The 23416-nt window shown below is 60.4% G+C and carries 27 protein-coding genes and 1 tRNA gene; 10 read left to right on the forward strand and 18 right to left on the reverse strand.

The features are described 5' to 3' along the window. Positions 1-24 precede the first annotated feature (24 nt). From ACSSVC_RS13130 to ACSSVC_RS13155, 6 genes are all read left to right on the forward strand, one after another. Complete coding sequence (locus ACSSVC_RS13130; protein ID WP_346631873.1) at positions 25-633, forward strand: START domain-containing protein; 609 nt, start codon at positions 25-27, stop codon at positions 631-633. 144 nt (positions 634-777) lie between these two features. Next, positions 778-1014 carry a hypothetical protein gene (locus tag ACSSVC_RS13135; RefSeq protein WP_123725764.1) on the forward strand — a complete coding sequence of 79 codons (237 nt, stop codon included), beginning with the start codon at positions 778-780 and terminating at the stop codon, positions 1012-1014. A gap of 211 nt (positions 1015-1225) precedes the next feature. Continuing rightward, positions 1226-1567: a ribonuclease E inhibitor RraB gene (locus ACSSVC_RS13140; protein ID WP_016964989.1), complete on the forward strand. Its 342-nt coding sequence runs from the start codon at positions 1226-1228 to the stop codon at positions 1565-1567. 435 nt (positions 1568-2002) lie between these two features. Continuing rightward, the gene (locus tag ACSSVC_RS13145) at positions 2003-3412 is read left to right on the forward strand and encodes a circularly permuted type 2 ATP-grasp protein (protein ID WP_446440164.1); all 1410 of its coding nucleotides are present in this window, start codon (positions 2003-2005) and stop codon (positions 3410-3412) included. Positions 3413-3423: 11 nt separating this feature from the next. Continuing rightward, positions 3424-4374 (forward strand): alpha-E domain-containing protein, encoded by a 951-nt coding sequence (locus ACSSVC_RS13150; protein ID WP_346631871.1) that lies wholly within the window; start codon positions 3424-3426, stop codon positions 4372-4374. Next, positions 4371-5144, forward strand: coding sequence for a transglutaminase family protein (locus tag ACSSVC_RS13155; RefSeq protein WP_492612351.1), 774 nt, complete (start codon positions 4371-4373; stop codon positions 5142-5144). Before ACSSVC_RS13150 ends, ACSSVC_RS13155 begins: the two co-directional genes overlap by 4 nt. Before the next feature lie 37 nt (positions 5145-5181). Here the strand turns inward: ACSSVC_RS13155 and ACSSVC_RS13160 are convergent, their stop codons facing one another. Beyond that, on the reverse strand, positions 5182-5988 hold the full coding sequence (locus tag ACSSVC_RS13160; RefSeq protein WP_346631869.1) for a c-type cytochrome: 807 nt from the start codon (positions 5986-5988) through the stop codon (positions 5182-5184). Then, positions 5985-6434, reverse strand: a complete 450-nt coding sequence (locus ACSSVC_RS13165; RefSeq protein WP_492612352.1) for a rhodanese-like domain-containing protein — start codon at positions 6432-6434, stop codon at positions 5985-5987. Before ACSSVC_RS13165 ends, ACSSVC_RS13160 begins: the two co-directional genes overlap by 4 nt. Before the next feature lie 600 nt (positions 6435-7034). On the opposite strand from ACSSVC_RS13165, the gene ACSSVC_RS13170 reads away from it, so the two are divergent. From ACSSVC_RS13170 to ACSSVC_RS13180, 3 genes are all read left to right on the forward strand, one after another. Continuing rightward, on the forward strand, positions 7035-8240 hold the full coding sequence (locus tag ACSSVC_RS13170; protein ID WP_346631867.1) for an acetyl-CoA C-acetyltransferase: 1206 nt from the start codon (positions 7035-7037) through the stop codon (positions 8238-8240). A 25-nt stretch (positions 8241-8265) separates the two neighbouring features. Continuing rightward, entirely contained in the window at positions 8266-10410 is a 2145-nt protein-coding gene (locus tag ACSSVC_RS13175; protein ID WP_346631866.1) for a 3-hydroxyacyl-CoA dehydrogenase NAD-binding domain-containing protein, read from the forward strand. 104 nt (positions 10411-10514) lie between these two features. Beyond that, on the forward strand, positions 10515-11237 hold the full coding sequence (locus ACSSVC_RS13180; protein WP_123725770.1) for an amidotransferase: 723 nt from the start codon (positions 10515-10517) through the stop codon (positions 11235-11237). Between the two features lie 42 nt (positions 11238-11279). Here the strand turns inward: ACSSVC_RS13180 and ACSSVC_RS13185 are convergent, their stop codons facing one another. The 3 genes from ACSSVC_RS13185 to ACSSVC_RS13195 form a co-directional block, all read right to left on the reverse strand. After that, positions 11280-12251 carry a magnesium and cobalt transport protein CorA gene (locus ACSSVC_RS13185; protein WP_346631865.1) on the reverse strand — a complete coding sequence of 324 codons (972 nt, stop codon included), beginning with the start codon at positions 12249-12251 and terminating at the stop codon, positions 11280-11282. A 155-nt stretch (positions 12252-12406) separates the two neighbouring features. Beyond that, the gene (locus ACSSVC_RS13190) at positions 12407-13129 is read right to left on the reverse strand and encodes a lysophospholipid acyltransferase family protein (protein ID WP_346631864.1); all 723 of its coding nucleotides are present in this window, start codon (positions 13127-13129) and stop codon (positions 12407-12409) included. A gap of 212 nt (positions 13130-13341) precedes the next feature. Next, the gene (locus tag ACSSVC_RS13195; protein ID WP_123725772.1) at positions 13342-14031 is read right to left on the reverse strand and encodes a crotonase/enoyl-CoA hydratase family protein; all 690 of its coding nucleotides are present in this window, start codon (positions 14029-14031) and stop codon (positions 13342-13344) included. A 318-nt stretch (positions 14032-14349) separates the two neighbouring features. On the opposite strand from ACSSVC_RS13195, the gene ACSSVC_RS13200 reads away from it, so the two are divergent. Next, positions 14350-14439, forward strand: a tRNA-Ser gene (locus ACSSVC_RS13200). Positions 14440-14572: 133 nt separating this feature from the next. On the opposite strand, the gene ACSSVC_RS13205 is transcribed toward ACSSVC_RS13200, so the two are convergent. The 13 genes from ACSSVC_RS13205 to ACSSVC_RS13265 all read right to left on the reverse strand — a co-directional run bounded on the left by ACSSVC_RS13205 (position 14573) and on the right by ACSSVC_RS13265 (position 23415). Beyond that, on the reverse strand, positions 14573-15766 hold the full coding sequence (locus ACSSVC_RS13205; protein WP_492612353.1) for an Arm DNA-binding domain-containing protein: 1194 nt from the start codon (positions 15764-15766) through the stop codon (positions 14573-14575). A gap of 93 nt (positions 15767-15859) precedes the next feature. Then, the gene (locus tag ACSSVC_RS13210; RefSeq protein WP_155499908.1) at positions 15860-16069 is read right to left on the reverse strand and encodes a hypothetical protein; all 210 of its coding nucleotides are present in this window, start codon (positions 16067-16069) and stop codon (positions 15860-15862) included. A gap of 12 nt (positions 16070-16081) precedes the next feature. Continuing rightward, a complete protein-coding gene (locus tag ACSSVC_RS13215; protein ID WP_492612354.1) occupies positions 16082-16333 on the reverse strand; it encodes a hypothetical protein in 252 nt (83 codons plus the stop codon). Continuing rightward, positions 16330-18129 (reverse strand): DNA cytosine methyltransferase, encoded by a 1800-nt coding sequence (locus ACSSVC_RS13220; RefSeq protein WP_492612355.1) that lies wholly within the window; start codon positions 18127-18129, stop codon positions 16330-16332. The genes ACSSVC_RS13215 and ACSSVC_RS13220 overlap by 4 nt, the downstream gene beginning before the upstream one ends. Further along, positions 18122-18580 (reverse strand): DUF2528 family protein, encoded by a 459-nt coding sequence (locus ACSSVC_RS13225; protein WP_492612356.1) that lies wholly within the window; start codon positions 18578-18580, stop codon positions 18122-18124. The genes ACSSVC_RS13220 and ACSSVC_RS13225 overlap by 8 nt, the downstream gene beginning before the upstream one ends. 61 nt (positions 18581-18641) lie before the next feature. Next, a complete protein-coding gene (locus ACSSVC_RS13230) occupies positions 18642-18845 on the reverse strand; it encodes a hypothetical protein (protein ID WP_053149906.1) in 204 nt (67 codons plus the stop codon). A 2-nt stretch (positions 18846-18847) separates the two neighbouring features. Further along, positions 18848-19111: a hypothetical protein gene (locus ACSSVC_RS13235; RefSeq protein ID WP_492612357.1), complete on the reverse strand. Its 264-nt coding sequence runs from the start codon at positions 19109-19111 to the stop codon at positions 18848-18850. 69 nt (positions 19112-19180) lie between these two features. Further along, positions 19181-19477, reverse strand: coding sequence for a hypothetical protein (locus ACSSVC_RS13240; RefSeq protein WP_053149910.1), 297 nt, complete (start codon positions 19475-19477; stop codon positions 19181-19183). A 51-nt stretch (positions 19478-19528) separates the two neighbouring features. After that, positions 19529-19657: a hypothetical protein gene (locus ACSSVC_RS13245; protein WP_492612358.1), complete on the reverse strand. Its 129-nt coding sequence runs from the start codon at positions 19655-19657 to the stop codon at positions 19529-19531. A 56-nt stretch (positions 19658-19713) separates the two neighbouring features. Further along, positions 19714-22434: a bifunctional DNA primase/helicase gene (locus ACSSVC_RS13250; RefSeq protein ID WP_492612359.1), complete on the reverse strand. Its 2721-nt coding sequence runs from the start codon at positions 22432-22434 to the stop codon at positions 19714-19716. A 12-nt stretch (positions 22435-22446) separates the two neighbouring features. Further along, on the reverse strand, positions 22447-22680 hold the full coding sequence (locus tag ACSSVC_RS13255; RefSeq protein WP_492612360.1) for a hypothetical protein: 234 nt from the start codon (positions 22678-22680) through the stop codon (positions 22447-22449). Between the two features lie 76 nt (positions 22681-22756). Beyond that, entirely contained in the window at positions 22757-23128 is a 372-nt protein-coding gene (locus ACSSVC_RS13260; protein WP_492612361.1) for a hypothetical protein, read from the reverse strand. After that, complete coding sequence (locus ACSSVC_RS13265) at positions 23125-23415, reverse strand: Ogr/Delta-like zinc finger protein (protein WP_492612362.1); 291 nt, start codon at positions 23413-23415, stop codon at positions 23125-23127. The genes ACSSVC_RS13260 and ACSSVC_RS13265 overlap by 4 nt, the downstream gene beginning before the upstream one ends. Between the last annotated feature and the right edge of the window lies 1 nt (position 23416).

The following is a 23416-nucleotide window of genomic DNA, read 5'->3' on the forward strand; positions in this document are numbered from 1 at the left end:
ACTTCAACAATAAGGAATAAGACAATGGGTTCGCTGCATCGAATTGCTGTGCTCTGTGGTTTAACCGTGCTGCTGTCGGCAACGGCCCACGCCGAAGACTGGCAAACGGCCAAGGATGAAGACGGCATCAAGATCTCCCTGAGTGAAGTGGCCGGTTCCAAGTACAAGGCTTATCGCGGCGTCACCACCATGAAGACCTCCATCGCCAAGCTTCGCGCGCTGCAGGAAGACGTGGCCGGTGCCTGCTCCTGGATTCACGAGTGCAAGACCCAGAAGCTGCTCAAGCATGAGGGCGATCAAAGCTGGACCTACACCCAGTTCAATACCCCCTGGCCGGTCACTGCCCGTGACTCGGTACTGCACATCACCAGCAGCGAAGCCGCCGATGGCAGCCTGATCCGTAAGCTGGAAGGCGTGCCGACCTACATTCCCGAGGAGAAAGGCTTCGTGCGTGTGTCTCAGGTCGAGGGTTATTGGAAGTTTGTGCCCAAAGGTGCCGATCAGGTGGAAGTGACCTATCAGGTGCACACCGAGCCGGGTGGTAGCGTGCCGTCCTGGCTGGCCAACAAGTTCGTGGTGGATGCGCCCTTCAACACCTTGAAAGCACTCAAGGCCCGTGCCGAAAAGCCGTAATCGGCTGATTGTCCAAGGGATTCATCAAGGCCGCCTCCGGGCGGTCTTTTTATTGGTTTGGCCCGCCGGCACTGTGGAACGTTTGCCCGTCACTCAAGGTCGAGATGCTGTAGGCCCACTCATGGGGCTATCGAGGAGGCGTTGATGCAAAAGTGGCAAGTCACTTTCGTGGATGATCATGGCGTCCAGTCCGTCGAGCAGTTCGATTGCGAGCAGCAACCGACGTTGGAGCGCGCCGCACAATTGGTGCGGGCCAGGTTGCTGCCGGTGAGTGCCGAACTGGATCTCAATGATCTGGACGGGCGCACCGATGCCCCCACCCTCAAGAGCCTGAAAGAGCAGAACAGCATTCAGATTCTCAGCATTACGCCGATGCAATGAGAGCAGAGAGGGCTCCGACAGCAATTTCTGGCGTCGTCCAGGTGTTGGCGCTAATCTGCAAACGAGATCAGCGAATTCTTCGCTAAGCTCTGATCTTGTCAGCTCCATGCTTGTTTCCTGACGACCCACCCCGGGTCGTGATGCCGGTCACTTTTGGCTGGCGGGTCGGGAAGCACGGAAAGTCTATCCATCGGTTTGAGGAGGACGTTTCATGAGCACAGCCGTTCAAGAAGACCTCAGCAGCAGTGTGTTGCGCCGCATGAAAGAAGGCGGTTTTGACTTTTCACGATTCCATCCCATCGAGTTCTACGCCATTTTTCCGGATGAGGAGCGGGCGCGCAGGGCGGCAGGACAGTTTCGCGGTGAATCCTTGAATGCCCAGGTCAGCGTGCGTGACGACGGCGCCTGGTATCTGGAGTTGAGCAAGGTGATGTACGCCACTCATGGCGGCATCGGGGATTTTGAACAGGACTTCGAGGCAGTGGTCGAACCCCTGGGCGGCATCATTGAAGGCTGGGGGGTGAAACAGGAAATCCGTGGGCGACTGGTATAACCCAGGTTGTGTGCATCGAGACTGGCAATTGGCTGACCTTCGGGTCGGCCAATTGTGTTTTCAGGGGCTGAAAAGGCAAAAAAAAGCCACCCGAGAGGGTGGCTAAAAGGGAAGACCGGTCAGGAGAGGGAACCGGTCGGGAGAGCCCGGACCCGGTTGTCATCGGCGTCATCAAGGTTGCAGCAGCGACTTCATCAGGCTTGGCGAAGTGTTTGCTCGATGGGGCGATTATCCCCGTGTGCCACCCGGCAGTGAAATCAACTCTGACTATGCTGGTGATAGCCAAAACCCGTGCCTGGCCATTATGCGCAAGGGAGGGCAGCGGCTCCGCGCAACGGAGGGCACCAGATTGCTGCAATTTTTGGATTTCAAGGCGCTTATGCCGATGACACGGGGCTTGCCAGGCCCTGATGTCCGGGTGACAGGGAGTGCGGCATGAACTGCAGCGGATTTGATGAGATGCATGGGGCCGATGGTCAGGTTCGTCCGCACTATCGAGAGTTTGCCAGCTGGTTGGAGCGCACCCCCGACGAGCTTCTGGCCCGCCGTCGTCGTGAGGCCGATCTGCTGTTCCACCGCGCCGGTATCACCTTCACCCTTTACGGCGACGAGCTGGGCACCGAGCGCCTGATTCCCTTCGACACCATTGCGCGCATTATTCCGGCCAGTGAATGGCAGATCATCGAGCGCGGCTGCATTCAACGAGTGCGGGCGCTGAACCTGTTTCTTGCTGACCTCTATCATCAGCAGCGAATTATCCGCGCCGGAATCATTCCCGCCGAGCAGGTCCTGGCCAATGATCAGTACCAATTGGCCATGCAGGATCTGGATCTGCACGGGGACATTTACTCCCATATCAGCGGCATCGACCTGGTGCGTGACGGCGACGGCAGCTATTACGTGCTGGAGGACAATCTGCGTACCCCCAGCGGTGTCAGCTACATGCTCGAAGACCGCAAGATGATGATGCGGCTGTTCCCCGAACTGTTCGCCGCCCAGCGCGTCGCTCCCATCGATCATTACCCCAATCTGCTGCTCGATACCCTGAAGAGCTCCAGCCAGATGGACGATCCGAGTGTCGTGGTGCTGACCCCGGGCCGCTTCAATAGCGCTTTCTTCGAACATGCATTCCTGGCCCGGGAAATGGGTGTGGAACTGGTGGAGGGCGCCGACCTGTTCGTTCGCGACGATCGGGTCTTCATGCGCACCACCGATGGCCCCCAGGCGGTGGACGTGATCTACCGGCGCCTGGATGACGCCTTCCTGGATCCCTTGGCATTCAACCCCGACTCCATGCTGGGTGTTCCGGGGCTGTTGGCGGCCTATCGTTCGGGCAATGTGGTGCTGGCCAACGCCATCGGCACCGGAGTGGCCGACGATAAGTCGGTGTACCCCTTTGTCACCCAGATGATCCGTTTTTATCTGGACGAGGAGCCGATCCTCAAGAACGTGCCCACCTGGCAGTGTCGCAAGCCCGAGGAGCTGTCCCACGTGCTGGCGCATTTGCCGGAGTTGGTGGTCAAGGAAACCCAAGGCTCCGGTGGCTACGGCATGCTGGTGGGGCCGACCGCCAGCGCTGCGGAAATCGAGGCCTTCCGTGCCCGGATCAAGGCCCGACCGCAGGCCTATATCGCTCAGCCGACCCTGTCCCTGTCCACCTGCCCGACTTTTGTCGAGAACGGTATCGCTCCACGGCATATCGATCTGCGCCCCTTTGTCCTCGCCGGTCGTGAAACCCGTGTGGTGCCTGGTGGTCTTACCCGTGTGGCCCTGCGGGAAGGCTCCCTGGTGGTGAACTCCTCCCAGGGTGGCGGCACCAAGGACACCTGGGTAGTGGAGGATTAAGGAAGCCTGCCATGTTGAGTCGAACCGCTTCGGACCTGTACTGGATGTCCCGCTATCTGGAGCGCGCGGAAAACCTCGCGCGGATGCTCGACGTCAGCTATTCGTTGTCGTTGATGCCCCAGGATGGGCACGGTGACGGTCTGCACGAACTGGCCATGCCGCTGTTGATCACCGACACCCTGGAAGATTACCGGGCCCGCCATGAGACGCTGCATGCCGAGCGGCTATTGCAGTTCTTTGCACTGGATGCCGCCAATCCCGCCAGTATCTACAGTTGCCTGGGATCGGCCCGGGCCTGTGCCCATGCGGTACGCGGGCGGATCACCGCCGATATGTGGGAAAACGTCAATGCCACCTGGCTGGATATTCACCAGATTGCTCGCCAAGGCCTCAGTACCTACGGCATGAACCGCTTCTGTGAATGGATCAAGGAGCGCTCCCACCTGTTTCGCGGAGCGTCCTACGGCACCATCATGCGTAATGATGCCTTTCGGTTTATCCGCTTGGGCACCTTTATCGAGCGGGCCGACAACACCCTGCGCCTGCTGGACGCCCGCTACGAGATGGCTGGCGATCAGGTTGATGCGGCCAGTGACGGTACCGCCCACGCGTATTATCAATGGAGCGCCTTGCTTCGTGCCCTGTCGTCTTTCGAGGCCTATACCGAGATCTACCGCGAAGCTCCCGGTGCCCGGCATGTAGCCCAGTTGCTGCTGTTGCGTGCCGACGTGCCGCGCTCGTTGCGCGCCTGCACCGAAGAAATCGACCAGATACTCGCCAGCCTGCCAGGGGATAACGGGCGTCCGGCCCAGCGTCTGGCGGCGGAGATGGATGCGCGTCTGCGCTACATCGGCATCGATGAAATTCTCGACGAGGGCCTGCATGCCTGGCTGACCGACTTCATTCCCCTGGTGCGCCAGTTGGGCGATGCCATTCACCGCGCCTACCTGGAGGCTGCATGAGACTCTCCATCAGTCATGAAACCGCCTATCACTACCAGGATCCGGTGCGGGCCAGCATCCAGTACCTGCGCCTGACACCCCACGACAGCGAGCGCCAGCAGGTGCTCTGCTGGCAGCTCGACCTGCCTCGACCCGTGCGGGCGCAACTGGACCCCTTCGGCAACATCCTTCATGTACTGACTCTGGATGAGCCCCATGAGGCCGTGATCATCGGCGCCCGTGGCCAGGTGGAGATCGATGAGCGGCGTGAAGCCGAGCATGAACCTCAGTCGGCCCTGCCGTTCCTGCGTTTCACTCGCCTGACCGAACCCGACGAGGCGCTGCGCGAATTTGCCAGCCAGCAATGCGCACGGCGCCGCGATCGCATCGGGCTGATCGACCTGATGCACGGGCTCCACCAGCACATGGCCTACACATTGGGGACAACGGATGTGGCTACCAGCGCGGCCCAGGCTTTCGCCGGGCGCTCCGGCGTCTGTCAGGATCACACCCACGCCTTTCTGGCTTGCGCTCGCAGCCTGGGAATCCCGGCGCGCTTTGTCTCCGGCTACCTGTATCGCCAGGACAGCGTGGAACTGGTCAGCCACGCCTGGGCCGAAGCCTGGCTGGACGGCGCCTGGTACAGCTTCGATGTGACCCATCAACTGGTTCGTCCCGAGCGCCACCTGAAGCTGGCGGTGGGCCTGGACTACCTGGATGCCTGCCCGGTGCGGGGCATGCGCCGGGGCGGTGCTGGCGAACAGATGCATGCCAGGATTCTGCAGCAATAGTCACTCCTGCAGGAGCTGGCTCGCCGATGACAGGGGCTCAAGGAGTCTGCTTGCGCCCCGCCATATGCCGAAGATACTCCAGCAACAATTCCAACTCCCCATCCGGCAGGACACTGCTGCTGAATCCCGGCATCTTCGCCTGGGGCCAGCGCCTCAGGCTTTGCGGATCGCGGATATAGCGCTTGAGAAAATCGCCGCCGAAATACTCGGTGGGGTTATAGGGGATATTCAGATCCGGTCCGAACTGGGAGTCGCCGGCACCATTGAGTCGGTGGCAGGCCAGGCAGTTCTTCTGGAACAGGGCGAACCCCTGGTTGACTGGATCATCGACCGCCAGCTTCGGGTCCGGGCCCAGGGCCGGGAAGCGCTCCGCCACCGGCGCCAGGCGCTGAATGCGCGCAACCTGGAACGGCCATTGCTCTGGGCTGATGTGCCCGGCCGCAGGATTGCTCCAGACCAGGTAGAAAGGTCCGGCGCTGGGCTTGTCTGCTGCCAGTGCCGGCCAGGGCTTGTCAGGGTCCTCAATGGCCAACCAGGCCTGGGCGCCCTTGCGGTTGAGCAGGGGCGCGGCGTTCAACTCTGCGGCAAAGCCGTCCAGGGCCACGGCCTGCAGATGGTCATCGGCCTTGAGGCCCTTGAGCAGGGTCGCCATGGGAACGGCTCGGTACTGCATCTCGCGCTTGTAGGACACATCGTCCTTGATGCGGATGTCCCGGGCTTCGGGGTGCTTGAGCAGTTCTTCGGTTTGCCAGGTGCGGCTGCCTGAGCCCAGGTCGATCAACAGTTGCGCAGCGTATAGCGGACTGCTCGACAACAGAGCAGCGCAAAGGATGAGAGCTTTCAATTGATGGCCGTCGGATCGTCGTCAGTGGGTTCGTCGCCGGGGAGTACATCGTCTGGTCGCGACACATGGTCGAACAGGGCGTCCCGGAGTTCTTCGTAGTTACCGCCGTTGACGATACCGAAATAGCCACGTTTGACCAGGGTATCTTCGGCTTCCAGGGCATGCTGGTTGGTGTCGCTGTAGATCACCACCGTAGCGTTGGGGTCCAGCACCACCTTGCGCAACTGGAAGGCCAGGCCCTCGGCGCTGATGCCGGTGCCGTCCTCCAGTTCGAGATTGACCTGCAGCGAGTTGTGGACGTTGCCGGCGGCAAAGTCGCTTTCGTTGCGCAGATCGAGGATTAGCGCACCGTCATTGATTTCGTCTACCGCACGGTTGACGTCGATGATTCCGGCGTGAGCGCCGCAAGCGTTCAAGAGTGTGGCAAGTGCAATCCAATGGCGCATGAATCTTCCTCGTCCAGTTCCTCAGGAAGATTGGCACACAAGTCTGAACCCCGGTAGGAACCGGGGTACGATTTTCTGTCTCGTTGATCGAGCAGCCACAGATCAGCCGATCACTTTGGTGAGGTTCGGCAAGATCAACAGCAGTGTGGTTGCGAAGAGAATGAGCCCCGCCTGACGTACTTTCGAATGTTTGAACATGGCTGAATGCCTTTTGTTGTTATTCCTGAGCATCAATGCATGCCGGTCGCTGATTTTTACGATGAGCCGGCTATGTGTCCTTTCTCTGATCTGTCCCGGCGCAGAATCCGTCTGGGACTTCCTACAGTTTCTACCTTAGGGGCCTTGAATCCTCTGGCTTAGATCCAATTCGTATGAAGTTATAGCTGCATTCCCTTAAAAAGCTATAAATCCGCCCGGATACCGGGTGGCCGCCCTTTGGCTAGACAGCTCGCGACCCTTGATCGCGGGGTCGCTTAGCTGCCTACCGTTCGTCTGAGCGTCACCGTCAAGGCGGCTGAGCGCATCGGTCATTGAATCCGCCGCTGCCGCGCCTAAGGTGGGAGCTCGACATTTTCCCCTGGATAGCGGTTCGAGGACGTCATGACCCAAGCTTTGATATTCGATGCGTTACGCACGCCCCGTGGCAAAGGCAAGGCTGATGGCGCCTTGCACAGTGTGAAACCGGTGAATCTGGTAGCCGGCCTGTTGAGGGCCCTGCAACAACGTTGCGAGCTGGACACCAGCCAGGTGGATGATGTGGTTCTGGGCTGCGTGACCCCCATCGGCGATCAAGGGGCCGACATCGCCAAGACCGCCGTCCAGGCAGCGGACTGGGATGTGAGCGTGGCGGGGGTACAGATCAATCGCTTCTGCGCCTCGGGGCTGGAAGCGGTCAACCTGGGCGCGATGAAGGTGCTCTCGGGCTTCGAGGAACTGGTGGTGGTCGGTGGCGTTGAGTCCATGTCGCGGGTCCCCATGGGCAGCGACGGCGGCGCCTGGGTACTGGACCCCGAGACCAATATGCACAGTCATTTCACGCCCCAGGGGATAGGTGCCGACCTGATTGCGACCCTGGAAGGTTTCTCCCGCGAGGACGTCGACCGGTTCGCCCTGCAATCCCAGCAGAAGGCCGCTCGTGCGCGCTCCAGCGGTGCCTTCAGCAAGTCCCTGGTGCCAGTTCAGGACCAGAACGGCATCGTGCTGCTGGAGCATGACGAGTTCATTCGTGCCGATTCGACCCTGGAAGGCCTGGGTAGTCTCAAGCCGAGTTTCGAGATGATGGGGCAGATGGGTTTCGACGCCACTGCGCTGCGGGTCTACAGCCATGTGGAACGTATCAACCATGTGCACACCCCGGGCAACAGTTCAGGGATCGTCGACGGTTCGGCGCTGATGCTCATCGGCTCGCAAGCCAAAGGGCGTGAGCTGGGTCTCAAGCCCCGGGCGCGGATCGTTGCCACTGCGGTGACCAGCACCGATCCCACCATCATGCTGACCGGTCCGGCGCCGGCCACTCGCAAGGCCCTGGCCAAGGCTGGGCTACGAGTCGAGGACATCGACCTGTTCGAGGTCAACGAAGCTTTTGCCTCGGTCGTACTCAAGTTCATCAAGGACATGGCCATCGATCCGGCCAAGGTCAACGTCAACGGCGGCTCCATCGCCATGGGTCATCCACTGGGCGCCACCGGTTGCGCAATTCTCGGCACCTTGCTCGACGAACTGGAAGTCCGGCGCCTGCGCTATGGCCTGGCCACCCTGTGTGTCGGCGGCGGTATGGGTATCGCCACCATCATCGAACGCCTCTGAGCCCCGACTTCAAGGAATTTCCTTCATGACCGATGCCATCCGTTACGAAAAGGGCCAGGACCAGATCGTTGTCCTGACCATCGATATGCCGGGCCAGAGCGCCAACACCATGAACGCGGTGTACCGCGATGCCATGGCCGCTGCCGTGGCCCGCCTGCAGGCCGAGCAGGATGCCATTGCCGGGGTGATCATTACCTCGGCGAAAAAGACCTTCTTTGCCGGTGGTGACCTCAATGAGCTGATCAAGGTCGGCAAGGCGCAGGCCAAGGACTTTTACGACATGGTGCTGACCCTCAAAGGCCAGTTGCGTGCCCTGGAAACCCTGGGCAAGCCTGTGGTCGCCGCGATCAACGGTGCCGCCCTGGGCGGTGGCTGGGAGATCTGTCTGGCCTGCCATCGCCGAATTGCACTGGACGACAACTCGGTGCAGATCGGTCTGCCGGAAGTGACCCTGGGCCTGCTGCCCGGTGGCGGTGGTGTGGTGCGCATGGTGCGCATGCTGGGGCTGGAGAAGGCCTTGCCTTATCTGCTGGAGGGCAAGAAAGTGCGTCCGCAGCAGGCGCTGCAGGCCGGCCTGATCGACGAACTGGCGACAGACCGCGACGACCTGCTGGCCAAGGCCCGGGCCTGGATTCAGGCCAATCCGGCGGCCAGGCAATCTTGGGATGTGCGCGGCCATCAGATTCCCGGAGGCACGCCGGCGAACCCAAAAGTGGCGCAAATGCTGGCCATTGCCCCGTCGATCCTGCGGAACAAGACCCAGGGCTGCTTCCCGGCACCGGAGAAGATCCTCTGCGCCGCCGTCGAAGGCGCCCAGGTGGACTTCGACACCGCACAACTGATCGAGACACGCTACTTCACCGAGCTGACCACCGGCCAGGTGGCGAAGAACATGATCGGTACCTTCTGGTTCCAGCTCAACGAGATCAATGCCGGCGGTTCACGTCCTCAAGGCATAGCGCCGCAGACCACGAAAAAACTCGGGGTGCTCGGTGCCGGGATGATGGGCGCGGGGATTGCCTACGTCAGTGCCGTGGCGGGCATCGAGGTGGTGCTCAAGGACATCAGTCGCGAAGCGGCGGAGAAGGGCAAGGCCCACTCGGCAGCGCTACTGGAGAAAAAAGTCGCTCGCGGACAACTGAGCAACGAGCAGCGGGAGGCGACCTTGGCCCGGATTCTCACCACGGCCGAAGAGGCCGACCTGGCCGGCTGCGACCTGATCATCGAAGCCGTGTTCGAGGATCGAGAACTCAAGGCCAAGGTGTCCAGGGCTGCCCAGCAGGTGGTCGGCGCGGACGCCGTGATTGCTTCCAATACCTCCACCTTGCCCATTACCGGACTGGCCACCGCAGTACCCAATCCGGACAAGTTCATCGGCCTGCATTTCTTCAGCCCGGTGGAGAAAATGCCCCTGGTGGAAATCATCAAAGGGGCGAAGACCAGTGACGAAACCCTGGCTCGAGGTTTCGACTTCGTCCTGCAGATCAAGAAGACCCCGATCGTGGTCAATGACAGTCGTGGCTTCTTCACCTCCCGGGTGTTCGGCACGTTCACCAACGAAGGTATCGCCATGCTGGGCGAAGGCATTGCGGCGCCGATGATCGAAGCCGAGGCGCGCAAGGCCGGGATGCCCATCGGGCCGCTGGCAATTTCCGATGAGGTTTCCCTTAGCCTGATGAGCCACATTCGCCTGCAGACCGCCAAGGATTTGCAGGCCGAAGGCCGGCCTGCCATCGAGCATCCGGCATTTGCCGTGATCGATTTGCTGCTCAACGAATACAAGCGAGCGGGCAAGGCTGCCGGTGGCGGTTTCTACGACTACCCGGCCGGCGGTCAGAAGCACCTGTGGCCGCAATTGCGCACGCGCTTCTACAAGGCCGACGGGCAGATCTCGCCCCAGGATGTGCGCGACCGCCTGCTGTTCATCCAGGCCATCGAAACCGTGCGCTGTGTGGAGGAGGGCGTCTTGCAGTCCACCGCTGACGCCAATATCGGCTCGATCTTCGGTATCGGTTTTGCGGCCTGGAGCGGTGGCGCCCTGCAGTTCATCAATCAGTACGGGGTGCAGGATTTTGTCGCTCGCGCGCAATACCTGGCGGAGCAGTACGGCGAGCGTTTCACCCCGCCGACGCTGCTCCTGGAAAAGGCGCGCCAGGGCCAGTTGTTCTGACATAAGCGGGCAGTAAATGACATCCCCGGGACTTGCCTTGCCGTGGTATTTCAAGGCAGGCTCTGGGGTGTTCATTATTGCCATCGCCTTGTCAGGAATTTTTTATGTCGCTACGCATCTGCATTCTTGAAACCGATATCCTGCGTCCCGAACTGGTCGATCAATATCAGGGTTACGGGCAGATGTTCCAGCGTCTGTTTTCCCAGCAGCCCATCGCCGCCCAATTCAGTGTCTACAACGTGGTCCAGGGCGAGTATCCCGGCGATGAGCTGGAGTTCGATGCCTATCTGGTGACGGGCAGCAAGGCCGATTCCTTCGGTACCGATCCCTGGATTGAAACCCTCAGGACCTACCTGCTGGGTCGCTACGAGCGCGGCGACAAGCTGTTGGGCATCTGCTTTGGTCATCAGTTGCTGGCGTTGCTCCTGGGGGGCAAGAGCGAGCGGGCGAGTCAGGGCTGGGGTGTGGGAACCCACAACTACAAGCTGGCGGCCAAGGCGCCGTGGATGAGCCCGGTGGTGGAGGAACTGACCCTGTTGATCAGCCACCAGGACCAGGTCACCGCGTTACCGGAAAATGCCACGGTGATCGCCTCCAGCGATTTCTGCCCGTTCGCGGCCTACCACATCAACGACCAGGTGCTGTGCTTCCAGGGGCATCCTGAGTTCATTCACGATTATTCCCGGGCCCTGCTGGATCTGCGCCAGGAGTTTCTCGGTGAGCAGGTCTACCAGAAAGGTCTGGCCAGCCTTGAGCATGATCATCACGGCACCACCGTTGCGGAGTGGATGATGCGCTTTGTCGCTCACAAGCCGGAAGCCGCCTGAGTGCGACTGTGGCCCTGCCGCGAGGGCAGGGCCATTGTCTCTTCAGAGCCAGCCTGAACGCTTGAAGCTGGCCCAGAGACCGACACAGCCCACACTGATGAAGCCCAATACCCCGAAGTAGCCGTAGTGCCAGCTCAGCTCCGGCATGTTCTGGAAGTTCATCCCGTAGATCCCTGCTACCGCTGTTGGAAACGCCAGGATCGCTGCCCAGGCGGCGAACTTGCGTTGCACGATGCTTTGCCGAGAAGCCTCCAGCAGTACGCCGATCTCGATGGTCTGGCTGGCGATGTCGCGCAGGGTCGACAGGTCTTCCATTTGCCGAGTGACATGAATCTGCACATCACGGAAGTACGGGCGCATGTTCTTGTCGATGAACGGAAAGCTGAGTTTCTGCAGCTCCTCGCTGATCTCCACCATGGGCGCCACATACCGGCGCAGGCGCAGCACGTCGCGGCGCAGGCCGTGAAGGTTCTGGATATCCCGCTCGTTCAGTGAATTGCACAGCACGTTGCGTTCCAGCTCGTCGATTTCCCCGTGGATGGCCTCGCTGACTGGCTGGTAGTTCTCGGTGACGAAATCCAGCAAGGCATAGAGGACGAAGTCTTCGCCGTGCTCCAGCAGCAGCGGGCGCGCCTCACAGCGCTGGCGGACATAGCCGTAGGACGCCGAGTGGCCGTTGCGGGCGGTGATGATGTAGCCGTTGCCGGCAAAGATGTGGGTCTCGATGAACTCCAGCTTGCCGTCGGTTCGTACCGGTGAGTAGGTGACGATGAACAGCGCGTCGCCGAAGGTTTCCAGCTTGGGCCGACTGTGTTTCTCCAGGGCGTCCTCAATGGCCAGTTCGTGCAGGTTGAACTGGCGTTGCAGATTGGCCAGCTCGTGGGCATTGGGTTCTTCCAGGCCGATCCAGACGAAGTGGCCGGGTTTCGCGGCCCAGGCAGCCCCTTCGTCGAGGCTGATATCAGCGACTTTCTTCCCGCCGCTATATACGGCGGCAGCAACAACTCTACCCATGGTTGCGGTTCACTTCTTCTTATCAATGGTGGCGATGACAGATCAGCAGCTTAGCCTGCAATGCAGCATCAGAGTCACTGGCGGAGCTTGAGTTCGGCGACAAATAAAAGCCCGCGCGAGGCGGGCTTGGCGGCGTCACTGATGGGGCGGCAGCTTCAGGCCGCTTGCAGTTGGCGATCCATATTGGCGATGCACTCGCGCATCTGCTCGCGGCACTGGGCAATCAGCATTGGCATGTCCTCCATGGTCAACCCTGCCGTAGGGATAGCCGGCAGCGAACGGATAAGGATCTTGCCACTGTTCCAGCGGTTCAGGCGCATGTGCTTGATGTAACTGCTGACGCACACCGGCACGATCGGCACGCCGGCGGCGATGGCCATCTGGAAGGCGCCTTTCTTGAAGGGCAGCAGTTCTTCGCCGAAGTTGCGTGTGCCCTCCGGGAAGACCCAGATCGAGGTGTCCTTGTGCTGCAGGGTGTGGGTGGTGGTGAGCATCGAGCGTCGGGCCTTGTGCGGGTTGCCGCGATCGATTAGTACGTTGCCCGCCAACCAGAACAGCTGACCGAACAGAGGCACCCATTTCAGGCTTTTCTTACCGATGCACACGGTGCGCCGTGGTACCACGTTGCCGAACACGAACAGGTCGTAGTTGGATTGGTGGTTGGCGATGATCACGCAGCTCTCGGGTTTGTCCATCAGTGGCCCGACTTCGGCTTTGACCCGCAGGCGCAGAATGCACATTGCCGGCCAGGCGTAGAAGCGGGCGCACAGGCGGCTGTTGTCCGGGTTGAACGGGCGGCACAGCCCCAACAGCAGGCCCAGGCTGCCGGCCAGGATAAAGTGCAGGCCCATCAACGACATACGAAACAGATACAGCATCTAAACGGCCCACCGGGGACAAAAGGTGGCGCAGTGTACGGATGTGCACTGTTTTCGGCAATTACCGTTCTCAGCCGGGAGATGGGCGATGTTTAAGGGCATGTTTCCGATTGTGATGGCCAGCAGCGGTCTAGAGCGGTTGGTGCTGGTTGTTCAGCCGAATGCAAAAAGCCCGACACGAAGGTCGGGCTGGTTCAGAGGCAGCGGGTGTTTTAGCTCAGGTGTTCCTGATCCTGGATGATGGCGTTGTCCAACGTCTCCAGCAAAGCCTTGCGCACTTTCAGCTTGGTGTTCTTGTGGGCCAGCATGTTGATCTTCTTCAGTTGCCGGGCGGCAGCCAGGGCCGCGCCTTGCAGTTCCTCGGCGCTCACCACTTTGTCGAGGAAGCCGGCATCCACAGCGCTCTGAGGATCGAACATCTCGCCATTGATCACCGAGCGATGGAAGGCCGAGCGCCGCAGACGGTCACGGGCCAGTTCGATGCCTGCGTGGTGCATGGTCATGCCGATCTGTACTTCATTGAGGCCGATACTGAACGGCCCGTCGACCCCGATACGGTAGTCCGCCGACAGCAACAGGAAGGCGCCCTTGGCCACAGCGTGACCGGGGCAGGCCACGATCACCGGGAAGGGGTGGGACAGCAGGCGGCGAGCCAGGGTCGAACCCAGGGTCACCAGCGCCACCGCTTCTTTAGGGCCGGCGGTCATCACCTTGAGGTCGTAACCGCCGGAAAGAATCCCCGGCTGACCGGTGATGATCACCACTGCGCGATCGGCCGTTGCTTGATCAAGCGCGGCATTGAAAGCGGCAATCACGTCCGGGGAGATGGCATTGACCTTGCCATTGCTCAAGGTCAGGGTCGCGATACCGTCTTCGAGATGGTAGGAAATCAACTCACTCATGACGCAATTCCTTGTATTGAAGTGCAGCAGAAGTTACCCACCACGACAGATCTGGTAAAGCGCCATGACTGACTGGTGAGTCAGGCTTGTGGCCCGACATCGGCCTGCATGGCGCTGCGGGTAACGGGTGGTTTCTTCTATATAGCTGTGGGCGAGGCTGGAGAATGGCCGGTTTGCCTTGTCGTCGATGGGGGGCGAACCCCTTCAAGGAGGGATCGGCCTTAAGCGCATGAAAATTCTGAAAAAAAAGTTTGCCATCTGAAAAGCTATCGACTACATTAGCGCGCCTCGACAGACTGAATCGGTTTGAAGAGATACGGTGAAGTGTCCGAGTGGCTTAAGGAGCACGCCTGGAAAGTGTGTATACAGGAAACTGTATCGAGAGTTCGAATCTCTCCTTCACCGCCAAATTTGAAACGACTAAACCCCTGAAAACGTTAAAGTTTTCAGGGGTTTTGTGTTTTAAAGGGGGCAAAAAAGGCCCATATGGGAACATCCATGGGAACACAGGCTGCTGGATTGCCCGCGTCCTAGCCCCGGTTTACGGGATCTCGTCACCACCTGATGGCTGCAAGCCCAGGGCGTGTTGAAGCATGCCGATGACGTCCGGGCCGTCCTCGTTGATCCACATGCCGTAGTGCTGCCGGATCATGTTTGCGCTGGTGTGGCCCATCTGCTCCGCGATCCAGTCGACCGATGCCACACCGGTGGTCAGCAACTGACTGGCGTACGTGTGGCGGCACTGGCCTGGACCGCGATAGCGGACGCCAGCCGCTTTCAAGTGGGCTTTGAAGAACCTGTCCCTTACGACAAAGTCGCTGACGTGCGGCAGGCCGCTCTTGGTGTTCAGGAACACGAAGTGCAGCTTGTGCTTGCGGACTGTCTTGTTGTCCCGCTCCACAACATCGATGGTGTCCACGGTCTTGAGCTGGTTGATGGCGTCAAGCTTGCGCAGGGCATCCCACGCCGGCTCCAGCAAGCGCACCTTGCGCGTCGAGCGCCGGGTTTTCGTCACGCGGTAGGCTCCGCGCACCTTGGACCGGCGGAAAGTCACTGTCCCCTGTTTCAGATCGACGTCCTCCCAGGCCAGCGCAATGGTCTCTGACACACGCGGGCCTGCCCAAATCATGAATTGCACCATCAGCAGTTCCTGGGTGCGGTTGGTGGGTGTCTCCAGGATCTGCTTGATTTCCGCTCTGGTGAACGGATCGGGCGCTTCTGGATCGGGAAGGCGCACGAATAGCCCCTCTGTGGGGTCATGCGCGACTTTCTTCCGGGTGCGGTAGAGCCGGAACACCTGGCGCACGTTGCTGATGATGTCGCGAATGGTCTTGTTCTTCAGTCGCTTTGACAGTGGCCCTTGAATCCACTCCTGCAGGTCCAGGTGGTCAATCTGATCGATCTGAATGTCACCCCAGCGTGGTCGCACATGGACCTCTGCCTTGTTCTTGTACCCTCGGAAAGAGGTCGCTGCCACGCTGTTGCTCTTGATCGTCAGCCACAAGTTCAGGTAATGCCCGAAGCTGTTCTCAGCGAGCTTGGTCGACTCGGGAAAATGCCGGCGGTAATCGAAGGTACCGGCCTGGATCTCGTACTCGATCACCGTGACCAGGCGCTTTGCATGCTCGCGGTTGGCCGGTGTGTTGCCGCCGGGCACCAGCTCCCGGCAAAGCTCGCCATTGAAACGGAAATAGACCCGTACCGAATTGCCACGGGCCTCTATGCCATCTGCCATATGCGTCCCCACGCGATGTATTGAAAGATCCAGCATGCTGAAAGAAAAAAGGCCCGTTGCCGGGCCTTTGCGTTCTGGGTTTAGTGTTGCCGATCACTGTTGGCGAAGTAACCAGAACAGGCCGGCACTTTTTCTAGGTGCGGGAGCAACCCCGGAACGAGCTTCCTCGGCCCGTCGTCGTGCATTGAGGATCTGACGTGCTTTGCTGCACTTCTGGTGGTTGCCGTGGGCGCGGGATTTTCCGCACTGGTCGCAGATGCCGGTCAGGTCTAGGTTCCAAGGGAAGGATTTGTTGTTGCTCATGGAGTCCCCCCATCACATCCGAAACGATTGATGGTTCAGTTGCGGTTGTAACTGCTGGGCAGCATCGATGTCGCCGGCTGGCTGGATATCGCAAACGAAATAGAGTCTTTTGCGGTTCCTATCGGTGAGGTCCGCCGTGAGTTGTCGGGCGGTGGTGCTGCACTGCTGATATGAGTCAGGCCCAATCCAGCGTTGAACCGGGGTCACCTGACAATCCGTGCGGGCGGCACTGGTGCACAGGTACAGCAAAAGGAATACGTTCATGGAGCCTCCTGCTGCGCAACGCTCAGCGCGATCGCTACGGGCTGAACCCAGACCGGCATGCTGTTGAGCATGAACGTTTCACCGGCCTCGGCCAGGAGGAGCGTGGTGCCCATTACCTGGGCGATCGCTTCGGCTGCTGCTGGTGGAACTGCGTTGCCGATCCGTTCCCGCCAGGCCTGGTCGCTCAGGCCGTCCAGCTCAAGCCATTCCTCGGGCTCGACCAGACTCTGCAGGGCGGCCAGCTCCAGGGTGGTGAAGGGGCGGTGCCAGGTGCCGTCGAGGCTTTCGATGACACAGGCGAGCTTTTCATTGGGCTCCGGCATGCGTGGGTCGGCGACGGACCAACGGCCGTTGTCCTGGCGGGCACTCGCCGAAACAGCTCCGGCCTGGCCGCTCCAGTCGACAACCCCGTAATGGCCACCGGCGAAGTAGGCGTCGCCTTTGTCGCGCTTCATTCCCGGGCGAGGGTCAGCGATCGACAGTGCCCCGCTGGCCACCTGTTGCGAACCAGTAACAGTTCCAGCCGTCTTGTCCCAAGGGCAAACCCCAAGCTTTCTGGTGCTTGCGTCGGCGTGCCAGTTGACGTAGCGAGGATCTTGCACGGCGAAAGCGCTCTGGCCGGTGGTGCTGCCAGCGATTACTGTGGTGCTGGGGCGCTCCCACGGTGTTACCAGGTACTTGCCAAAGCTACCTTCCGGCTGACGCGGGTCAGCAACGCTGAACGTCCCTTGCCCGGGTGACTTGACGCCAATCACCGCACCGCTGGTTTCATCCCAGCGCCGCACGCCGTACTGCTGGTATTGCAGCGCGCCGTTCCTTGCCCGTGGATCTGCCATGGAGAACGCGCCGTTGGTTGGCCGGCTCCGGCCGGCGACAACGCCCATTGAGTCGTCCCACCGGTTGACCCCCAGATAGCCGCCGTAAGCCTCGGGCACTATCACGAAGTCGCGCAGATACCCGTCCTCGATGGCCAGGTCATTCAGGCTGCGCCAATCCTTGCCGGCCTGGACCAGTGCCAGGCGCACCCAGGTTTTCCAGTGCAGTGACGGCACGCGGTGCATGGGGCCCGCGGCCTCGATATCGCCGGCCATCGGCATGCGGCCGAGGATCGATCCCACTGACTTGAGCGTCTTTTTCTCAGGCTCATACAGGAAGGGCGGCACCTTCTCGATGTGGCGGGCCACCAGCAGGAACCGCTTGCGACTCTGGGCCAGGCCTCCGATGACGCCGCAGTCGTGGGTGGTTTCAGCCGAGGCATAGCCGTAGTGGCTCAGCAGCTTGTTGATCTGGTCCAGCAGGTGCCGGCCGCGGGTAGCGAGCCGTGGCACGTTTTCGAAGACGATCAGCGGCACCGGATCATCTGGCCAGGCCTCGCCCATGAGCCAGATGCAACGCAACGTCAACTCGTTCAGGGCCTGGTATTTCGGGGTGAGGCTCATTTTCTCGGACAGCAGGCCCGAGGCACCTTTGCAGGGGCTGGAAATGAATATCGCATCTGGTCGCTGATACCCGGCCGCCCGTCGAATGTCCTCTGCCGTTGCCTCACGCCACCCTGGTGGTGGCTCCTTGCCGTGGAAGCGAACGTATTGATCGCGGGTGAACAGGTCCAGCTGGGTGCCCGGGACGCCGGCGAGGCGTTCGAAGTCGCGCAGGCCCACCGGGTCAACGTCGACGCCCCCGATGCATTGCCAGGTGCCCAGCATGTTGCCGACTACCGACCTGGCTTGGTTGAAACCCTTGGCGCCGCCGCCGAGGCCGCAGCAGAAGTGAAAGTGCTTGAAGATGCGATTAAGCATGCTGCACCTCCTTCAACTCGACGCTGTAGAAGTTGATGGACGCAACTTCTGCCGCTACGCAGCGGATGCCACACCAGCCAAAAGGACTGTCGTCAGTACCGCCCCAGCCGTCTGCCTCATGAACATCAGCCGACCAGATCAGCCCAGGATGCGGGTCACCATCTGGGGACTCGTAATCAGCGCTGAAGTCGGTTCCACCTTCTTGGCTCATGTCGCTGATGATCCAACTGCCGAAAAGGCGCACGGCTGCGCGGACTGGGTTCCCGTTTTCGGATTCGACGTAACCCCCTGAACAGCTCCAGAAGTTACAGAGCTCGGTAGCCCGCTCAGGTGTCAGCTTATTGAGGTCAACTTCGAGCAGGACGTTGTTGCCCCCGAACGTTTCCTCCACACGGTAAAGCGCTGTGTTGCTGGCTTGGGGCACGGTGGCCGCAGGTTGGATGGTTTGCATGGTGCTTCTCCTTTGGGGCGATGGGGAGTTGCAGCTCCCCGTTGAACGCCCGTTTTCAAGTTCAGCGCGCGAAGCGCCGAGGCTTGTTCTGCTTGGCTGCGGCCTGTTCGGCCATGAATGCTGCCCACTCCGCTGTTTTGCGCTGTTGGCGGGCCTTGCTGCAGCGTTGGTGAGTGCGGGTGGATCTGGCTTTGCCGCAGATGTCACAGCGGCTCGGCAGGTCCAGGCGATGGCTTGCCATCGCCGGGCGGGAGCGTTCGGCCATGTTCAGCGCTCTCCGCACAACATGCGGGTGAGCGCGTTCGGTTGACCGTCTGGTGTCAGCTTGTCGAGCGGGTGGGTAATGCGACGGCCGTTGGCTGCGCGCAAGGTCGCGACGTTGCCGTTGATCTCGACGATAACGCCTTTGCGCGCGCTGAAACGGTAGCTGCGGCCGCCGCCGCTGATTGCGACGTAGCTGACCTTGTCGCCGACAGCGAGTGGGGTTGTGGTAGCCTTTGCGGTGCCGCCTTGGGGTTGATTCACTTGCATGGTGCTTCTCCTTTGGGGTGGTCGGTGTCGAGGGATTGCAGTCCCTCGGCACCACTCTTTCGGAACAATTCAGCCGGCGATGCGAACCAGGAAAATTTCCAGGTCCTTCAAACCATCGTTCTCGTCGTGAGCTGTCTGCCACTTCAATACTTCGTCGATTTGCTGGCGGGTGCAGTCATCCACGAGCAATGTGCGTTCTCCGCGCTCAATCCTTACTTCCATGATCGAAAGCAGGCCCTCTTGGGCGTATGCATCCGCGTGGATGATGCTGGTGGGCTTTCCTTGCGCGTTTCGCTGCTCCTCGATCTGCCTTAGTTGGCGGGTCTTTCCCGTTTCCCTGGCGCCTTTGATGACCTTGATATGCATGGTGCTTCTCCTTTGGGGTTGCCCAGGCGTTGCAGCACCTGGGCGGTTGGGTTAGCGGACGATGGCCAGAAGTACGTCCGGTGCGAGGTTACCCAGGACAATCAGGACAGCCAGCGTCGCGGCGCTGCAGGTCAACGTGATCGCGCTGTCACTCAAGGTCGGTTCGTTTTCGTTTTGCATGGTGCTTCTCCTTTGGGGGGGGGGGCCGAAGCTTTGCAGCGCTTCGGTGGTGGGGTTCAGGGCTGGAATACCCAGCAGCGAATGGTTTTCGGTTTGTCGAACGCGTCCAGCAACCGGGCTGAGTTGACGCCCTTGTTCGACTCCAGAAACTTGGGTGACTTGCTCGTCTTCAGCAGGCGCTTCAGATCGCTGAGCGCAGGCACCTGCTGGCGTTTGTTGGCAGCCATCTCGACGAATTCGTTGAGGTTCACGGCGATTAACCCGTCCTTGCGCGCATGGTTGAGCGCGCCTTTCTCATCCATGCCGTTCAGGAATTCGTACAGGTCCCAAAATTCGCGCACGGTCGGGTGATCGGCGTTGATGGCCTGCTGGCGCTCCAGGGCCATGCGGTTGATCTCGGCGTGTGCGAGGGCCTTCCGGTGTTCGCCGAGGGGCACCACGTCTGCCAATGCATCCACCAGGCTGCGCAGTTGTGCATGGTTCTTGGCGATACGTACGGTACGAACGCCGGGCTGGGCCAGCAGCTCCTGCTCGTAGCCGGAGGTGTTTTCCTCCATCAGGCGCATGGTGTTGGCTTCGCATTGCAGTGCCTTGATCAGGAAGCCGCTGATGCTCTCCATCGGCATGCGTTCCAGTTGCTCGGCGAACTGCTTGGTTTCCGGGGTGTGGTGCTCCCGGGTCAGGTGGACGTGGCAGAGTCGCTGCAGGATCGGCTCCGAGGCGTTCACCGGGTTGTTCTGAGCGATCAGCAGGGCGGCGCGAAAGGGCGGTTCGTGTGTGTCGTTGCCGTTGTTCTTGACGCCGGTAGAGCGAACGCTGCGGCCGTTGTAGGCGGTTTTCAGTTCGTCCCAGTCGAAGTGCTTCACCGGCTGGCCTTCCTTTTGCTCACGCTCCGACTCAATCAGCACTACCGGCAGGTTGCTGACCTGCGAGAAGTTGCGCGCACGGCTGGCGGCAGTCGCTTTGGATGGGTCGAAACCTTCGTAGTCGGTACGGCCGACCAGTTTCCACAACAGCTCCACCAGGGTGGTTTTACCCGAGCCGGCTTCCCCTACCAGCTCCAGGAACATCAGTGATTTATGGATCTGGCGGATCTGCTCGGCGTGCAAGGCGCCCAGCCACCAGGCCAGCACTACCAAGCCCTGCACGCCAAAGCAGCGCCAGTAGATATCGAACCAGCCTTCGTTGTAGGTGTTGAGGTCGGTATTGATGTGCAGCACCGGCGACTGGCTCTGCGACTTGATGCTCAGTTTTCCAAGGTCGAAAAAGTCTTCCTTGTTGCGCATCTGGATTTTCCCGCCGAAGAAGGCGAGGTCGTTGAAAACGTAGGCTCCGTGCTCGCGGCTGTAGCCGATCCATTCGATGGTGTTCACGGTTTTCAGGCAATCGAGCTGGGGCGCGAGAATCCGTTTCAGCTGTTGGGCGCTGCCCTCGAACATTGCACCGTTGGAGACGTTGAGCAGGCGATTGGCGAACTCAGGCGCCGAGGTGAGCTGCTTGGCCGTGAAGGTGCTTTTGATGACGGCCCCTTGCGGGCGCTCTATGCGGAAGTAGTACCAGGCCTCATCGGTCAGGTCGTTGCGCATGTAGTACAGCGCTTGGAAGTTGCAGTTGGCGATGCTGGTCACTGAGCCTGACTGGCGCAGGGCCTTGTAGCGGCGCTGTTCATCACTGAGCAACTGGTCTTCATGACGCTCTGAGCTCTCCAGGTCGTTCATGGCGCGGTCGTAGCGCTCAAGGTCCAGCCGAAACCAATACAGGCGCTTGCGGAACGAAAAGTGGAATTCCTTACGCTCGTCGCGCAGGTAGATCAGAAAGCCCTTTTCTTCAGCTGAATCGGCAAGCAGCAGGTCGCCCTGGTGACGGGCCTCTTCCAGGTCTTGCTGGATGCGTTCGGCTCGTTCGTCCTCACCCTCGATAGATTTCCAGCGTAGGTGCAGGTCGTTCCAATCGACTTTTTTGCCATTGGGCTGGGGGATAACTGCTGCCTTGCAGGTGAAGCCCAGGTCGCGCGCATCCTTAGCCCAGCGGCGCATATTGGCCTTGGCGACTGGCTCGTTATCGAGCGCCCACACCAGGCGTGGCAGGGGTTTGTCAGCGTCGCGGCGCAGTTTGACCAATGCCTTGAGGGAATCGATAGGGCAGGGGGCGCTGGACATCATGGACACGGCCGAGACGTCGTTGTGGCCCAGGGCAATGGCGTCAAAGATCCCTTCGTTGACCCAGAGCTCGTCGACTTCCAGCAGATCCAGGCTTGGTGGGCACCACCAGACGCCTTTGTAACCTGGCTGGCCCTCGCCGGTGGGGCGGAAGCGCGCCTTCATCTTGCCGAATCGCTCGGGCCGATCGATCAGGCGCTCCCAGTAGCCGCCTTTTTCCAGGGGAAAACGCACCGTGGCACTGCCGATGTTGAGGCGACTGTCCCAGTAGTGTTCCTGGGTGAACCAACCGGCGATCAGCTCAAACTTAAAGCCCCGCGCAAACTCAAGATAGGCGCGCGCCGTGGCGAGCGGGTTGTCTGGCGTCGACGGAGCGGTCTTGCTCCAGTCGTTGAACAGATCGTCGTAGATGTCCTTTACGTGGACGCGGTGGTCGCACTTTTCTGGTCGTCCGCAAATCAACGTCCAGGGCGAGTCGTAGAAGGTGTACAGGGTCTTCTGGCCGCAACTTGGCGCAGGGCAAACACCCTTGCGCATGTAGTTGGTGCCGGGCATGTGTTTGAGCTGGTAATCCCGCTCAATGCGTTGGATGACTTCGGCTCGCAGCCTATGTTCCATTTCCATCGTGGCTTACTTCGCTTCGTCGAGACTATGTTTCAGGGCGCCAATCAGGCGTTTTTGCGCAGCCATGACCGGAAAGGCCACGAGCAGCGAACCGTGCCGGAGGCCTTCGGGGATCATGCGAAAGCGGTCGTCATACCAGTGCTCGTTGAACTGGGCGCTGTAGTCAGCCCGGAGTGCTTGAAGCAGGGCTTCGGCCTGTTCGCGGGGCAGTTTTGCGGTAATGGCGATGTCGACTTCCATGGTCCACCTCAAATTTCGGGCAAAGCTCACCCAAACCCACAGGAAGCGGGGCAGGGCAGGGTGTTTTAAAAGGGTGTTATCGAGGGTGCGGCTTGTGCGCAGAGGCGCGCTGGGTGAGCAGAGTCTGTGGCAGAAGCCTTGCTGGGACTGGGTAGCGCAGATCTGCTCGGGTATCGATCAAATGCACGACCTTGCAGCCAGGACTGGATCCCCAATCGATACCAATCCATTTGCGCTGCTTGACCACCTGCAGCTCGGTCCAGGCGTTGTGCACCAGCTGTTCAGCCATGAACACCGGCACTTCCAGGGCAGTCGTCAGGTGTCGGACGCAGTTGTCGTAGAGCCTGTCGGAGCCCACCAAGTACTGCGCTTCATGTCGTTGCAGATAAGCAAATGCCGCACGTTGCATGCTGCTGCGGTAGTCATGGGGCAGGTGTTCGTGATTCATGGCGCACACTCCATTTCCATTTGGTCGAGCAGATCGGGTTGATCGTTGGTGGTCTTCATCGCCGCACGGCGTAGAGCGATGTCGGCGACTGGAAGGCGCACAGATGGGTTAGCCATGCCGCTGGGGCTCATCTCGTGGGTCATCTCGAATTCAGCGCGTACTGACCAACCACAGGCCTCGTTTGTGCACTGCAGGTAGGCCACCCGCAGGAAAATATGAGTGCCTTCGCTGGTGCGAATGCGCATGCGGCTGAGGCAGTGAGGGCAGACAAGCTTGTAGGTGCTCATG

This window comes from Pseudomonas sp. E1BtOHC1, assembly GCF_058744285.1.

Excerpts from the sequence above, each read along its gene's own strand:
- ACSSVC_RS13260 (WP_492612361.1), bottom strand. The coding sequence starts at position 23,128 with ATGAATCACGAACACCTGCCCCATGACTACCGCAGCAGCATGCAACGT.
- ACSSVC_RS13245 (WP_492612358.1), bottom strand. The coding sequence starts at position 19,657 with ATGCAAAACGAAAACGAACCGACCTTGAGTGACAGCGCGATCACGTTG.
- ACSSVC_RS13145 (WP_446440164.1), top strand. The coding sequence starts at position 2,003 with ATGAACTGCAGCGGATTTGATGAGATGCATGGGGCCGATGGTCAGGTT.
- ACSSVC_RS13250 (WP_492612359.1), bottom strand. The coding sequence starts at position 22,434 with ATGGAACATAGGCTGCGAGCCGAAGTCATCCAACGCATTGAGCGGGAT.
- ACSSVC_RS13210 (WP_155499908.1), bottom strand. The coding sequence starts at position 16,069 with ATGAGCAACAACAAATCCTTCCCTTGGAACCTAGACCTGACCGGCATC.
- ACSSVC_RS13255 (WP_492612360.1), bottom strand. The coding sequence starts at position 22,680 with ATGGAAGTCGACATCGCCATTACCGCAAAACTGCCCCGCGAACAGGCC.
- ACSSVC_RS13135 (WP_123725764.1), top strand. The coding sequence starts at position 778 with ATGCAAAAGTGGCAAGTCACTTTCGTGGATGATCATGGCGTCCAGTCC.
- ACSSVC_RS13185 (WP_346631865.1), bottom strand. The coding sequence starts at position 12,251 with ATGGGTAGAGTTGTTGCTGCCGCCGTATATAGCGGCGGGAAGAAAGTC.
- ACSSVC_RS13265 (WP_492612362.1), bottom strand. The coding sequence starts at position 23,415 with ATGAGCACCTACAAGCTTGTCTGCCCTCACTGCCTCAGCCGCATGCGC.
- ACSSVC_RS13140 (WP_016964989.1), top strand. The coding sequence starts at position 1,226 with ATGAGCACAGCCGTTCAAGAAGACCTCAGCAGCAGTGTGTTGCGCCGC.
- ACSSVC_RS13170 (WP_346631867.1), top strand. The coding sequence starts at position 7,035 with ATGACCCAAGCTTTGATATTCGATGCGTTACGCACGCCCCGTGGCAAA.
- ACSSVC_RS13190 (WP_346631864.1), bottom strand. The coding sequence starts at position 13,129 with ATGCTGTATCTGTTTCGTATGTCGTTGATGGGCCTGCACTTTATCCTG.
- ACSSVC_RS13215 (WP_492612354.1), bottom strand. The coding sequence starts at position 16,333 with ATGAACGTATTCCTTTTGCTGTACCTGTGCACCAGTGCCGCCCGCACG.
- ACSSVC_RS13205 (WP_492612353.1), bottom strand. The coding sequence starts at position 15,766 with ATGGCAGATGGCATAGAGGCCCGTGGCAATTCGGTACGGGTCTATTTC.
- ACSSVC_RS13195 (WP_123725772.1), bottom strand. The coding sequence starts at position 14,031 with ATGAGTGAGTTGATTTCCTACCATCTCGAAGACGGTATCGCGACCCTG.
- ACSSVC_RS13175 (WP_346631866.1), top strand. The coding sequence starts at position 8,266 with ATGACCGATGCCATCCGTTACGAAAAGGGCCAGGACCAGATCGTTGTC.
- ACSSVC_RS13130 (WP_346631873.1), top strand. The coding sequence starts at position 25 with ATGGGTTCGCTGCATCGAATTGCTGTGCTCTGTGGTTTAACCGTGCTG.
- ACSSVC_RS13180 (WP_123725770.1), top strand. The coding sequence starts at position 10,515 with ATGTCGCTACGCATCTGCATTCTTGAAACCGATATCCTGCGTCCCGAA.
- ACSSVC_RS13155 (WP_492612351.1), top strand. The coding sequence starts at position 4,371 with ATGAGACTCTCCATCAGTCATGAAACCGCCTATCACTACCAGGATCCG.
- ACSSVC_RS13165 (WP_492612352.1), bottom strand. The coding sequence starts at position 6,434 with ATGCGCCATTGGATTGCACTTGCCACACTCTTGAACGCTTGCGGCGCT.
- ACSSVC_RS13230 (WP_053149906.1), bottom strand. The coding sequence starts at position 18,845 with ATGGCCGAACGCTCCCGCCCGGCGATGGCAAGCCATCGCCTGGACCTG.
- ACSSVC_RS13240 (WP_053149910.1), bottom strand. The coding sequence starts at position 19,477 with ATGCATATCAAGGTCATCAAAGGCGCCAGGGAAACGGGAAAGACCCGC.
- ACSSVC_RS13235 (WP_492612357.1), bottom strand. The coding sequence starts at position 19,111 with ATGCAAGTGAATCAACCCCAAGGCGGCACCGCAAAGGCTACCACAACC.
- ACSSVC_RS13150 (WP_346631871.1), top strand. The coding sequence starts at position 3,424 with ATGTTGAGTCGAACCGCTTCGGACCTGTACTGGATGTCCCGCTATCTG.
- ACSSVC_RS13220 (WP_492612355.1), bottom strand. The coding sequence starts at position 18,129 with ATGCTTAATCGCATCTTCAAGCACTTTCACTTCTGCTGCGGCCTCGGC.
- ACSSVC_RS13225 (WP_492612356.1), bottom strand. The coding sequence starts at position 18,580 with ATGCAAACCATCCAACCTGCGGCCACCGTGCCCCAAGCCAGCAACACA.